Genomic DNA, 12,856 nt, shown 5'->3' on the forward strand with positions numbered 1-12,856 from the left:
GATTCAGTGCCGGTAACGGGGTGTTTTCAGTGGCACAATGACCACAGTTTTTTCGGAGGAAAGCGATGTTGATCCGTATCTTGGCGAAAACCCTGACATTTGTTCTGGCGGGCCTGTTGATCACTACGTCAGCCCTGGCAGAGTGGTTCCGTTTCGATGACAGTGCGATGACCACACCGGTGGCCCTGGAGGTGTGGGCTGATAACCGGCAGCAGGCAGAGACGCTATGGCAGTCGGTGTTTGCCGAGTTCACGAAGGTGGACAGGGTCATGAGCCGTTACCGGGATGACTCGGAACTGTCACGGGTCAATCGGGAAGCCACCGAACGTCCGGTACCGGTCAGCCAGTCGTTGTTCGACGTGTTGGTAAAGGCGCGGGAAATTTCGGCGATGAGTGACGGGGCGTTTGATATCAGCTTTGCCTCGGTGGGCCACCTTTACGACTTTCGGGAGGGCCAGCAACCGGATGACGACGCGGTCAGGGCGGGCCTCGATCGCATCAATTACCGGGACATCCTGCTGGATGAAGAGGATCTCACCGTGCGCCTTCGCAAACCTGGCCTGATGCTGGACCTGGGCGGGATTGCCAAGGGTTACGCGGTGGATCAGGGTATCCGGGTATTGCAGCAGGCGGGGGTCGAACACGCCCGCCTGAGTGCCGGCGGCGATATGCGCCTGCTGGGGGATCGCCGGGGCCGGCCCTGGATGGTCGCGGTGCGGGATCCGCGACACCGCGACAGGCAGGCGGTGGTGATGCCATTGAGCGACACGGCCATCTCCACCTCGGGTGATTATGAGCGTTTCTTTATCGACGACGAGGGCGAGCGAGTCCACCACATCCTCTCGCCTTCCACCGGTCGACCGGCGGGGGAGGTGCAGAGTGTCACCATCATCGGCGGTGACGCCATGACCACGGATGCCCTGTCCACGGCGGTGTTTGTGTTGGGTGCGAAACCGGGGCTTGAGCTGATCAACGAGCTGGAGGGAATTGATGCGGTGATCATCGACGAGCATCGCCGCATGCATTATTCGCAGGGCCTGATGTCGGGAGAGTAGTAGAAAGTAATAGAGAGTAGAGCGCGACGCCCCCATCCGGCTCAGCCGGCGTGGGGGCGGTATGGCGCAGAGGTGGTCAGTTAGCTGATGGTGCCGTTGACGATCGGTGCCAGACCAAGCAGCCGGTCCCGCGACGCGCTGTCGCCAAGGCCATGGCCGGCAAACTGGGTGCCGAACTGGCCCTGTTCGCCGTGCAGCGCCATGTAGTTCAGCAGCACGGTCTGTACCAGCTGGTTGACGTTGTTGGCTGCCGGGCTGGAGGAGGTCTCCACGTTGCCGTCTTCCCGCATCCAGCCGATCTGGTTGCGCAGGGCCGTGGGCCGGCCGTTGGGGTTGTAGACAAGATAGAATGATGCCGCCGTCTGCTGGTTGTCCGAGGTCCACTCACCCTTGCCGCGACCGTCCATGGAGTCGTCGATACGCCCGTTACTGGATACCGAGCCGTCGCTGAACACATACAGCATCAGCGGCATGCCAACCCGTGCCGCGTATTCCAGGCAGGCACCCATGCAGCGCCCCGCCAGCAGGTCGCGGCGCTCGCCGGTGGCCCTTTCGCCGGTGTGGTAGTCGTAGCCGCCCATGGTGACCGTGCCGGCGCCGGCAAAGCCGTTCATGACCAGCTTCATTACCGAGGCCGTCTTGCGGAATTCCCCCTCGCTGTTGAACTCGTTGGTGGTAAAGATGCCGGACGGACCGACGATATCGGTATCCAGCTCCGGGTCCAGGGTCGACGGTGTGCCAAAGCGGTCTGCAAGATCCGCGGTCTTGACGTAACCGCACCGCACCAGATCCTTGATGACTTCCTCCCGGGTGATGCCGGTGCGGGTGTCCATCCGGGCCAGCTTCTGGTCACTGATGCGCTGGATCGACTCCATCACCGCCACCGCGTCGGACTGGTCCAGCAACCCCACCAGGTTGCCGGTATCCACCAGGCCGGTGACATCGCTGGGACGGTCCACCTTGGTGGGGCGCACCTGGGGATTCATCAGGTCCATGGGCGCCATGGAATTGCCACCGGAGTCGGATGTCTGGGAGCCGATCAGGGTCAGCAGCTCGCCATCGGCGCCAGCCCGGTGAATACCGTACATGGGATTGTGGGGATTGTTGCCGGTGTCGTTCTCGGACCGGGCCGCGATGATGGCGCCGTTGATGGCGGCCCGCGTACCGGCCGTTGTGCTTTGCTGGATACCCCGCAGGAAGCCGCTGTCGGAGTGGAAGGCCAGCCCCAGTTCGGTGTTAATGAACGCGGGGTTGTTCGGCAGCATATCCCCCGGCAGCCCCTGGCGGTTGTAGCCCTGAGTGCTGAGAAAATCCAGCTGGCCGCCGGACTGGCCCACCAGGGCGTTGGAGCCGGCCATGCTGGCGCCACCAGCCAGGTCGAAGCAGATAAACGGAATCTTGCCGGCTCCCTGTACCGCGATGCCGCAGCTCTGGCGCAGGGTTTCCAGGTCGGGGGACAGGGCGGCGGAGGCTGCCCGCGGGTTGGCGAACAGACTCAGGGTGGACGCACCAAAGACGGCGGCGGTGCCCGCTTTCAGACCCTGGGCGATGAATTCCCGACGGGTGCGGGGGCGGGCGTGGTCGCCGTGAAACAGCGGCTCGTGGTTGGCCAGCGGCCGCTTCCTTGACGTCTTGATAAACATGGTCAATTCCTCTCGTGACGGCCGTAGTCAGTGAATCAGCGTGGTCGCGCTGCCCAGGACGGCGGCGCAACTGGATTTAACCACGGTTTCGGTGCGGTCAGCCGGACAGCTGCCTGCACATTCGGTCAGCGTATCCATCAGTTTGTCGAGCTCGGTTTCCAGCTCGGTGATCACGGGCTGGGAATCCAGGTTCCGGCCCACCATGGCATCGATCAGCGAATCTATCACCAGGTCCCGGCCGGAACTGCTGAAAGCAGAGCCAGCTGGCTGGCTGAAGTCGAAACCGGGGAAGAAGTCCCCGCTCAGGCTGTCGCTTTCCACCAGCGCATCGCAATAGCCAATGGCCAGTTGGGTAATGGCCATCTGCTGGGATGACAGGAAACCTTCGATGTTGGTGCTTGCAGGCAACTGCTGGCGGATTGTGTTGAAGGTATCCCGTACCGACGGGTTGGAAACCGGTACACCGGTCATCCGTGCCATGGAGGCATTGATGGCGTCAAAGGTCTTGAGGCCCACGTCCGGTGCTGCCGGCAGGTCCTGTGGGGTTGGCGCTGGCGGCAGGGAGCCCTCGACAACAACGTTCTGGTGGTCCCCCAGGCGCTCGAAGCTGAGGAAGAATTCATCCGCCGCCGGGCCGCCTTCCAGGGGGATGACAGTGCCCTGGCGCGACAGCAACTGACCACGGCCAGCAACGTAGTCGCTGCTGTTGAGTGTGGCATCCAGCAGCGCCCAGGCCTGGCCGGTAAGGGTTTCGCGACCGTTGACGCCCAGCTTCATGCCTTCCAGCGGGATGCCACCGGGGCTGGCATCCTCATCCAGGCTGATAAAGAACGGCTGGGTGAACAGGTAGCTGTAGCTGTCGAACTGGCTGACCTCGAACGCGATGAAGGCCTGGGGAACGTCGATCAGGTGTGACACGCCGAACAGCAGGTAGTATTTCTGGCCAACCCCTGCCTCGAAGTTGGTACGGATCTGCTCCGGTGACAGGGCCCGGTTGTGGAAGGCCGCCAGGCGCACGGTGCCTTCCCACGGGGAGTTGCCATCGGTTTCGTTACCCAGCACCAGGGCGAAGTTGTTGTCCCACTCGGTCAGCAGGCCGCCGGGCGCCGGGTCCACATCACCGGTGGGTTCACCATTGATAAAGATCTGGCGTCCCTGGTCCGGGGTGAAGTTGACCACCACGTGCTGCAGGCTGGCCTGCAGGCGGTTGGCGCCATCTTCGGTGGCGAATACGGCGTTCTGGTCGGTGGTGGTGCTGCGCTGCAGGACTTCGTAGTTCTGCAGGGTCTGCCCCAGGGTCAGGTTGCGGGCGGTGGCCGAACCCGAGTAGGTGATGATGCGGGCATCCTCCTGGGTCACGTTGGCGGGCACCACCCAGGCTTCCATGCTGTACTCGCCAGAGGCGGTCAGCAGGTTGTGCAGCTTGCGGCTGTTAGCGGTGGTGGCCTGGGCCTTGCCGCTGCGCATGCTGTTGCCACTATCGTCAGTGAAGGCCGGTCCGAAGCTCAGGCCATAGCCGCCAACCCAGTCCACATTGCCGGACAGGGTCAGGTGCATGGACGGTTCAATGCCGGACGTGTCGAACGCGGTGGTGCCGTCGCCGGTCTTGAATTCGTACAGGGCGATGACGTGGTCCTCGTAGCGGCCGCCGGAGTTGGCCAGCAGCCCGTCGCCACCGAGGGTCAGGGCTTTGCTGGTGACCAGTTCCGGGTCTACGTCGCTGGGGGTGACGGAGCCGGCCAGGGCTTCAATGGCCGCTTCCATCTCATCGGCGGAATCCTCGCAGCTGTTGTCCCAGCAATTGTGACGATCATCCCGTAGGCGCTCAACCAGCCGTGAGCTGAACGGGGCGGTCAGGCTCATGCGGCTCTTGGCGGCGTCATAGGCTGTGTCCACATTGCCGCTGGCCAGGTACGGCCGGGTGTCGCCATCGGCGTGGCAGTCGCTGCAGTAGGTGGTCAGCAGAGGGTAGACGGTGGTCGAGAAGGTGCCACTGCTTTCCGGGAACGGGAGGGTGCCGCCCGGATCACGCAGAGCCGGAGCCTGCAGTTCAATGCGGTTAACGCTGCCGGAGCTGCCCCCGGCCCAACTGCTGATCATGCTGGTAATGGCGTCGGCACAGGCCTGGTCGCTGCCCAGCCAGCAGTTGTGGCCGCCGGCAACCTTGGTAACCAATGGTGAGCTTGCAGGCTCATCCAGGTTGACCACGCCATTGGCCTGGGCGTAGGCCACGTTGACATCGCCCTCATGGGCGAAGCGTGGTGACTGGCCGTTGCTGTTATGGCATTCGCCACAGCGGTTGGCCTGGGACAGGTTGTCCCAGACGTTGATCTTGAAGGCTTGCACATCGGCGGTGGCCGGTGCCGGGCCGTTGTACTGGCTGGTTCCCGGTGACTGCGTATTGGGCAGGCTTTCGGTGGACTCGCCCGTCTTGCAGCCGGTCAGGGCGACAAGGGCCAGCAGCATCGTGCAAAGCAGGGGCTGATGAAGCCGTTTGGTGATCTTCATGGTAACCTCGTATTCCTTTATCGGGGCTTACTCACCCTTGCAGTAAGCGGCTGATTCCGCGTAGGCGTTCTTCAACTGGTACCCGTTGTTTCTGAAACTGCTGACGATGTTGTCCACCTGGTTGCGGTCGTCGGCATTACCCGGTTCCCGCAGGCACACCTGTTCGAACACCTGGCGGACCTTGCACTGGGCAAACGCATCGGAGTGAGCCAGTTCGCGGCCCAGGGATTTGGCGCCCTCGCCATTGCCGGGCAGTGTTCCGGCCCAGCCGAGACGTCGGTTGTCACCCATGCGCCAGTAGTTGTCCCACTGGTCGTCGCGGGTGATGTAGCCATGCTCGAAGTTGGTGGCGTTGATCAGGTACTTGCCCTGTACGCGGGTACCGGTTTCCGGGTCGGTCATGCCAACCGAGTTGTAAACCAGCTGCCCCAGGTTTCCTTCCGGGTCGTTATCACTGTCATATTCATAGTCGTAGTAGGCAAAGGCCTGGGCCATGGGGTCCATGCCGGTATGACAGCCGGCACAGTTGTTGAGGAATACACGGCTGTCGCCACCGGGGCTGCGGGATACGTCCTGGCGGATACGGTCCACCGGCAGGGTGACGTCGGCCACCTGCTCCAGGTCGTTGCACAGGTGGTTCATCAGGGTGAAGCGGAACATGGCCCGGTTGGTGCCGTCGATAAAGAACGCTTTCGCGGCTGCCCGGCTGGTCATGACACCGGCAGTCGCCTGGGACGGCAGGCCAGTGTAGGTGGACTGGTTGACCCGGCGCAGGGAATCGGCCAGGGAGGCACCGGTCGCTTCCAGCGCTTCGTAATGGTTATTGTCGTCGGTGTCGTAGTCGGGCAGGCCGCCAATATCACCTACGTAAAGTACGTCGTCATAAAGGACGGTACGGAAGTCGGCGTCGTCCCTGACCAGCCCGATAACCGTGGCTGTATAGTCATTCAGCGGCACGAACGGTGTCATTGCCTCGTTGGTCCAGGGGGCGGCGAGGTTCTTGACGGTGACGTTGTAGAAGGCCGGGTCTTCCATGGCGATGTAGGCAGCGGCGACCGGATCACCGCCGGCGATTTCCGTTGCCATCTGCTGCAGCACCTGCTCGGAGGGTGGTACCCCGGTCAGGCGGCTGTGCATTCTCGCCGCCTGCTCGCGCTCACCGGCCACCAGCAGTGACGGCGTCAGCATGGTGAGCGCGGCAAGGGTGGTCAGTAACAGCCGACCGGGTGCGGAGATACGGCTTCGGGAAGCCGGATTTGTCGCGTTCCCGGGAATGCGGGTCAGGGGAACCATTTTCGAGTATGTTTTCATCAGGAAATACCGACTACTGGCGTCCATGACGCATATCCTTTGCAGGTTTCCATTGATATTGGTCACCCCATATTTTCGTCATGCCGAAAAAGGTGTGACATGTTTAACAGGACTCCGATTTTACGGTAGGGGATCTAACTATTTTGTGTACTGGCCCACGATAAATGAAATGCGACATATAAACTTATTGGAGTGTGAGCAATAACCGGAGATACTTAAAAAGAGAGGAAACCGGTATATTAAAGGAATACCAATTGTGAACTGCTTCTCGGAATCAATTTCCCATTTATATATTAGGCGGGCGGGTTTGTCGGTTGCTCTGCTTTTTGCCGTTCTGACAATAGCCGGTTGCAAAACCGGTGGTGGAAGTCAGGAACCTGATCCGGTGGTGAACGAGCAGGCCGTGGCCTATATCCAGCGGCCATTGGTGCTGAATGAGGGCACGTCCATGCCGGTTGCCCGTGACCGCCGTGAACCGGATGCCTTCATGCCCGGTGCGCGGTTGTTTATCAAGGCAAGTGCTGCGCCCTCGGCGTCGTCCCGTGATGTCACCTCCGGGGCGTTTCGTGGCGAGGAGTTCCTGGATGATGACGGGCGCCTGCGTTACGACGTCCGTGATCTCACTGTTTCCCATGATGGCGAGCGGCTGCTGTTTGCCATGCATGCCCCGGTAACCGGCGACGAAGTTATTGAGCCCACCTGGAACATCTGGGAGTACAGCCTGGGCTCAGGTTCCCTGCGGCGCCTCATTGCCTCGGATACCGAAGCGGATTCCGCCCACGACATCGCTCCTGCCTACCTGCCCGATGGCAGCATTGTGTTCTCCTCCACCCGCCAGAGAGCCTCCCGGGCCATCCTGCTGGATGAGGGCAAGGGTATGTTTGCCGCCCAGGACGAAAACCGCCGATCCCCCGCCTTCCTCCTGCATGTGATGACTGCCGAGGGTGACAATATCCGCCAGATTACCTTCAACCAGAGCCACGACCTGGACCCGGTGGTGCTGGACGACGGTCGTATCCTGTTCAGCCGCTGGGATAACGCCGGCCAGACCCGGGACAACGGTTTCAACCTCTACCAGATCAATCCCGATGGCACTGGCCTGGCCTATGTCTTTGGTCGTCACTCCCATGATGTGGACGGCAGTGATCTGCACTATTTCCGTCCCATCCAGACGGAGGATGGCCGTATCCTTATCCAGGCCCGTGGGTTGGGCAACAACGATCTGACCTCCTTCCCCAGCCTGGTGGATATCAGCCGGTTCGTGGAATACAACCGCACCCTGGATGGCGGCACCGGCAATGCACTGTCGCCGCTGGTACCGGGGCAGTCCCGGGATGGGTCTGCCAGCCTGGCCGGCAGCTTCGATTCGGTCATGCCATTGTTTGATGGCTCGGATCGTTACCTGATCAGTTGGAGCCCCTGCCGTGTGCGTGAGGTGGTCGGCGGTAGCAGCGCCGGCCAGCCCAACCTGCCCTGTACGGAATCGCGGCTGAACTCCAGCGGCTATGAAGTGGCACCGCCACTGTTTGGCCTGTGGCAACGCAATGTCAGCAACAACACTCAGTTACCCATAGCGCCAGCCCGGGAAGGCCAGCAGATTTCCGAAGCCGTGCTGATGAGTTCCCGGCCAAGGCCTACCTATCGCCCACCGGAGGTGGACACCGGGGTGTTGGCGGAGGACGCCCGCGAACTGGTGACCGAAGGCCTTGGTATCGTGCATATCCGCAGTGTCTACGACATAGATGGCGTGGATTCGACGGATGAGGGTATTGCCGTTATGGCTGATCCCACTGAGACATCAGCCGACGAGCGCCCGGCCCGTTTCGTGCGTTTCGAGAAGCCGGTATCCATTCCTGACCCGGATGTGAGGGAGGTGGACAACGCCGATTTTGGCATCAGTCGCGCCCAGGGCATGCGCGAGATCCTTGGCTATGTGCCGGTGGAGCCGGACGGTTCCGCGCGGGCAGCGGTACCCGCCAACGTGGCCTTTGCCATCAGCGTGGTGGATGCCCGGGGGCGCCGTATCTCTCCCCGCCACCAGAACTGGCTCCAGCTTCGCCCCGGCGAGACACTTACCTGTAATGGATGCCATACCGCCAACAGCGATGTACCCCACGGCCACTACCGCGCCGACCCGGCCCCGGCCAACGCCGGAGCCATGACCAGCACGGTGGAGTTCCCGGGCACCAGCCCCTCGCTGTGGGCGGAAATGGGCGAGACCATGGCAGAAACCTGGAGCCGTCACAATGAGGTTCGACGGCTCTCCCCGGATGTGGCGTTCGAGGACCAGTGGGCCGACCCTGCCCTGACGACACCGGTGCCATCCTATGCCTTGCGCTATGCGGACCTGGAAACGCCGCTGCCCGTGACAGCCAGTTGCCAGGCTGACTGGAGTGCCTACTGTCGTTCCGTCATCCATTACGAGACTCACATTCACCCCCTGTGGAGTAAGGAACGGGTATTTCTGGATACTGATGGCGTAGAGCAGGACTATACCTGCACCGGCTGCCATTCCGGCGCCGACCAGGACGGTGCCGTGCAGGTGCCGGCTGGCAGCCTGGATCTGACCGACGGGGCTTCTCCCGACGAGCCTCGCCAGTTCGAAGCCTATCGCCAGCTACTGGCCACCCGCTTCGAGCAGGAAGTGGTGGATGGCGTGCTGGTGGACCGCCAGGTAGAGTCCGGCGAATACCTCCGCGACGAAGAGGGAGAGCTGATCCTGGATGACGACGGCAATATGATTCCGATTCTCGAACGGGTTCCGCTACCCTCGGTGATGAGCACCGCTGGCGCCCTTGCCAGTGAAGGTTTTACGAACGTATTCGCCACTGGCGGCATTCACGAGGACTTTCTCACTGATGCGGAACTGCGCCTGGTCAGCGAATGGCTGGACCTGGGTGCACAGTATTACAACAACCCCTTTGATACCCCGGAGAACTGATGGGTCGAAGTACTCTGGCCCGCAAGGGAATGCTGCTGGCGTGTTGTCTGCTCTGGAGCCTGCCATTGCGGGCGGGCATGCTGGACTGGTTGTGGTCTTCCGGCGACGGGCCGGCTGAGGTGGTGGTAACGGCCCCCTTCGTGGAATGGCGCACCGGCCCTGCCATCGGCTACCCGGTCTTCCATGCCAGCGAAAAGGGGGAGTGGCTGACCCTGCTCAAGCAGAAGACGCGCTGGATCAAGGTGCGGGACAGCCGCGACCGCGAGGGCTGGGTGCTGCAGGACGACTTGGCTGCCGGCACCCTGACCAAAGACGGCCAGGTAGCCGTGGGGCCGCGACCGGATCGGGATGACTTCAGTAATCGTGGTGGCGAAGTGGTCGCCATGATGGGTGACTTCGAAGGTGCGGCCGCCATCAGTGCCGCCGCCAGCTGGCAGTTCACTCGCAATCTGGCGCTGGAAGTCCAGGCCTCACAGGTGCTTGGCAGCCGTTCGGAAATCCGTCTGGCCAATCTGAGCATCCAGCACCAGCCGTTCCCGGACTGGTGGCTATCGCCCTATCTCACCATGGGTGGTGGCTACGCCTGGATCAGTCCCAAGGCGACTCTGGCCCAGACCGAGCGCCGCCAGAACCCCACGGCCCACATTGGCTTCGGGCTCAGGTACTACGTGGCGGATCGCTATTTTCTGCGGGCGGAAGTCCGCGACTACAAGGTCTTCACCGACCGGACAACCAACGAAGAAGTGATGGAATGGAAACTCGGACTCGGTATTTTCTTCTGAAAGTGATCATTGCGAGCGCCTTCGCGGTGGCCATTGCGGCCACACCGGAGGATGTCCTGGCCCAGTCGGAGCGTGAGCCCCCGCTGATTGAACCGGATGTGGAGCCGCAGCCGGTAGAGCAGGCCCTGGTGGACAGTGAAAACTTTGAGATTGCTGCGGTAGCCGGCTGGCTCAATATCGAGGATTTCGGCTCCTCTTTCATGTATGGCGGTCGTCTGACCTACAACATCAGTGAGTCGTTCTTCGTGGAAGCAGGCATCGGCTTTGCCGAGGCGGAAGACACCAGTTTCGAGCGCCTGGCCGGCGATGTCCAGCTGCTGCCGGACGATGACCGTGACTACAGCTGGTACAACCTTAACCTCGGCTACCGGTTATTGCCCGGCGAAGCGTTTTTTCCAGGCGGTTATGTATTCAACACCAACTTCTATCTGACCGCCGGGGCGGGCTCAACGGATTTTGCCGGTGATAACCGGTTCACCGTTAATTATGGCGCGGGCTATCAGATGCTGTTTACCGACAGTCTGTCGGCCCATATCGGTGTTCGGCAGCATCTTTTCGACAGCGATATTCTTGGCGAAGACAAGACCTTCGTTAATACGGAAATCAGTGCAGGGGTTTCGGTGTTCTTTTAAACCGGTCACATAAATAACGTGACGCGGATATTGTTAAAAGAGGAGTTAAAACGTGAAAGGTTCAAACTGGGTAAAAGCATTATGTCTGGGGCTTGGCTTACTTGTTTCTGCTGTTGCCACAGCAGACGTTTCCGGTACAGCCCCGGATTTCACCCTGAAGAGCCGCGATGGCGACAACCTGCGCCTGGAAGATCTCCGTGGTGAAGTGATCATGCTCAACTTCTGGGCTTCATGGTGCGGACCCTGCCGTCAGGAAATGCCCCATATGGACGCCATTGAGAAGGAGTTCCGGGACTACGGTTTCCGCGTGCTGGCAGTGAACGTGGACCAGCACCGGGAAGACGCCGAGCGTTTCCTGGACGCGGTGCCGGTCGACTTTGCCATCCTCTGGGATCATGACAGTACTGTCAGTGAGCGTTATGACGTCCAGGCCATGCCAACCACTGTGATGATTGACCGCGATGGCAAGGCCCGTTATGTCCACCACGGCTATCAGCCGGGGTATGAGGATGACTACCGCGACCAGATCCGCGAACTGATCCGGGAATGAGCCTGCTATGAAGATGCCAGCCCTCCCGCGCCTCCTGCTCTGCATCCTGCCGGCATTCCTGTTGTTCGCCGGTTGTTCCGCGCCTGAACCCTGGGTCAAGCCCTACCAGCGGGCCAACCTTGCGGACCCGGTGATGCTCGACAGCCGCAAGGGCAAGGCCGGGGAATACATCCAGCACGTCTACGGTGCCCGTGAATCCGCTCGCGGGGCCCAGGGCAGCTCAGGAGGTGGTTGTGGCTGTAACTGAGCGCCGTTGTGCTGTCACCGTATTGCTGGTGCTGTTGGCGTTGGCTGGCAATGTGCGGGCAGCGACCCTGCCGGAGGACCACGTGGATGCATTCTACCATCGCTATGAAGGTGGGGGCATGACCATTGACGGTCCCTCGGTGCTGGTCCGAAAGGGTGTGGGTAACCAGGTCTCTGTCAGCGGCCAGTACTACGTGGACTCGGTATCGGCGGCATCGGTTGATGTGCTGGCCACCGCCAGCCCCTATACCGAAGAACGCACGGAATACACCCTGGGTGCCGATTATCTCGAAGGTAATTCCATACTCAGCATCAGCTACACCAACAGTACCGAGAATGACTATGAGGCCAATACCCTCTACCTGGGTATCAGTCAGGAGTTCTTCGGCAACATGACCACCCTGTCCATCGGCTATGCCCGGGGCTGGGACACCGTCATGGAAGTGGGCAACGACAGTTTCGAGGAAGAGGTCGACCGCCAGAACTACCAGCTGGGCGTGACCCAGGTGCTCACCCCCAACAGCCTGATGTCGCTGGACCTGGAGGTGGTGACCGATGAGGGCTTCATGGAGAATCCGTACCGTCAGAACCGCTACGTTGATCCATCGGACCCCACCAACTACCTGTATCAGCCGGAACGCTACCCGGAGACCCGTACCAGTGTGTCCGCCGCCGTGAGTGGCCGTTACTACCTGCCCTGGCGCGCCTCGGTGAAAGGGCGCTACCGCTACTTCTCCGACTCCTGGGGTATAGACGCCCACACCGTGGAGATGGGCTACGTCCACGCCCTGGGCACCAACTGGACCCTGGAAGGCGGCGTGCGTTACTACACCCAGGAGCAGGCCGACTTCTACAGCGACCTGTACGACTACGGCAACTCCCAGACCCACCTGGCCCGTGACAAGGAGATGAGCACCTTCTCCGGACTCACCTTCAGCGCCGGGGTGGAGTACCAGTGGCAGCAGATCCCGGTGCCCGGCATTGACCAGCTGCAGTTGGGGCTGCTGGTGGATTACCTGGACTTCAGCTACGACAACTTCCGGGACGTGACCGCCAGTGGCAGCTATCAGCCAGGACAGGAACCCCTGTATGGCTTTGACGCCTGGGTCACCCGGGCGTCCATCCTGTTTGAATACTGAATGATTCGAGTCCGGCCCCCAAGGGCGGACCAGCGGAATTTCCGAGGCC

Annotated in this window: 10 protein-coding genes; 7 read left to right on the top strand and 3 right to left on the bottom strand. The window is 61.4% G+C overall.

From position 1 onward, the window contains the following. Positions 1-65: 65 nt before the first annotated feature. Positions 66-1,055, top strand: a complete 990-nt coding sequence (locus tag ACFOZ5_RS02775) for an FAD:protein FMN transferase (protein WP_379885280.1) — start codon at positions 66-68, stop codon at positions 1,053-1,055. Between the two features lie 80 nt (positions 1,056-1,135). Here the strand turns inward: ACFOZ5_RS02775 and ACFOZ5_RS02780 are convergent, their stop codons facing one another. Genes ACFOZ5_RS02780 through ACFOZ5_RS02790 form a run of 3 tightly spaced genes read right to left on the bottom strand, consistent with a single transcriptional unit; the run spans position 1,136 to position 6,544 of the window. Continuing rightward, on the bottom strand, positions 1,136-2,698 hold the full coding sequence (locus ACFOZ5_RS02780) for a hypothetical protein (RefSeq protein ID WP_379885282.1): 1,563 nt from the start codon (positions 2,696-2,698) through the stop codon (positions 1,136-1,138). A 27-nt stretch (positions 2,699-2,725) separates the two neighbouring features. Continuing rightward, on the bottom strand, positions 2,726-5,206 hold the full coding sequence (locus ACFOZ5_RS02785) for a LamG domain-containing protein (protein ID WP_379885284.1): 2,481 nt from the start codon (positions 5,204-5,206) through the stop codon (positions 2,726-2,728). Between the two features lie 27 nt (positions 5,207-5,233). Further along, entirely contained in the window at positions 5,234-6,544 is a 1,311-nt protein-coding gene (locus tag ACFOZ5_RS02790) for a hypothetical protein (protein WP_379885286.1), read from the bottom strand. A gap of 358 nt (positions 6,545-6,902) precedes the next feature. Between ACFOZ5_RS02790 and ACFOZ5_RS02795 the strand changes: the two genes are divergently transcribed. Genes ACFOZ5_RS02795 through ACFOZ5_RS02820 form a run of 6 tightly spaced genes read left to right on the top strand, consistent with a single transcriptional unit; the run spans position 6,903 to position 12,807 of the window. Beyond that, entirely contained in the window at positions 6,903-9,458 is a 2,556-nt protein-coding gene (locus ACFOZ5_RS02795) for an HzsA-related protein (RefSeq protein ID WP_379885288.1), read from the top strand. Further along, on the top strand, positions 9,458-10,240 hold the full coding sequence (locus ACFOZ5_RS02800) for an SH3 domain-containing protein (protein WP_379885290.1): 783 nt from the start codon (positions 9,458-9,460) through the stop codon (positions 10,238-10,240). Before ACFOZ5_RS02795 ends, ACFOZ5_RS02800 begins: the two co-directional genes overlap by 1 nt. Continuing rightward, entirely contained in the window at positions 10,210-10,872 is a 663-nt protein-coding gene (locus tag ACFOZ5_RS02805) for an outer membrane beta-barrel domain-containing protein (RefSeq protein ID WP_379885291.1), read from the top strand. Before ACFOZ5_RS02800 ends, ACFOZ5_RS02805 begins: the two co-directional genes overlap by 31 nt. 52 nt (positions 10,873-10,924) lie before the next feature. Beyond that, positions 10,925-11,422 (top strand): TlpA family protein disulfide reductase, encoded by a 498-nt coding sequence (locus ACFOZ5_RS02810; protein ID WP_379885293.1) that lies wholly within the window; start codon positions 10,925-10,927, stop codon positions 11,420-11,422. Between the two features lie 7 nt (positions 11,423-11,429). Continuing rightward, positions 11,430-11,669 carry a DUF4266 domain-containing protein gene (locus ACFOZ5_RS02815; RefSeq protein WP_379885294.1) on the top strand — a complete coding sequence of 80 codons (240 nt, stop codon included), beginning with the start codon at positions 11,430-11,432 and terminating at the stop codon, positions 11,667-11,669. After that, positions 11,656-12,807, top strand: a complete 1,152-nt coding sequence (locus ACFOZ5_RS02820; protein ID WP_379885295.1) for a DUF3570 domain-containing protein — start codon at positions 11,656-11,658, stop codon at positions 12,805-12,807. Before ACFOZ5_RS02815 ends, ACFOZ5_RS02820 begins: the two co-directional genes overlap by 14 nt. Positions 12,808-12,856: the final 49 nt, after the last annotated feature.

It is taken from the genome of Marinobacter lacisalsi, from assembly GCF_042651045.1.
GTDB classification, from domain to species: Bacteria; Pseudomonadota; Gammaproteobacteria; order Pseudomonadales; family Oleiphilaceae; genus Marinobacter; species Marinobacter lacisalsi.

Excerpts from the sequence above, each read along its gene's own strand:
- ACFOZ5_RS02775 (WP_379885280.1), top strand. The coding sequence starts at position 66 with ATGTTGATCCGTATCTTGGCGAAAACCCTGACATTTGTTCTGGCGGGC.
- ACFOZ5_RS02805 (WP_379885291.1), top strand. The coding sequence starts at position 10,210 with ATGGAAACTCGGACTCGGTATTTTCTTCTGAAAGTGATCATTGCGAGC.
- ACFOZ5_RS02800 (WP_379885290.1), top strand. The coding sequence starts at position 9,458 with ATGGGTCGAAGTACTCTGGCCCGCAAGGGAATGCTGCTGGCGTGTTGT.
- ACFOZ5_RS02780 (WP_379885282.1), bottom strand. The coding sequence starts at position 2,698 with ATGTTTATCAAGACGTCAAGGAAGCGGCCGCTGGCCAACCACGAGCCG.
- ACFOZ5_RS02815 (WP_379885294.1), top strand. The coding sequence starts at position 11,430 with ATGAAGATGCCAGCCCTCCCGCGCCTCCTGCTCTGCATCCTGCCGGCA.
- ACFOZ5_RS02790 (WP_379885286.1), bottom strand. The coding sequence starts at position 6,544 with ATGGACGCCAGTAGTCGGTATTTCCTGATGAAAACATACTCGAAAATG.
- ACFOZ5_RS02785 (WP_379885284.1), bottom strand. The coding sequence starts at position 5,206 with ATGAAGATCACCAAACGGCTTCATCAGCCCCTGCTTTGCACGATGCTG.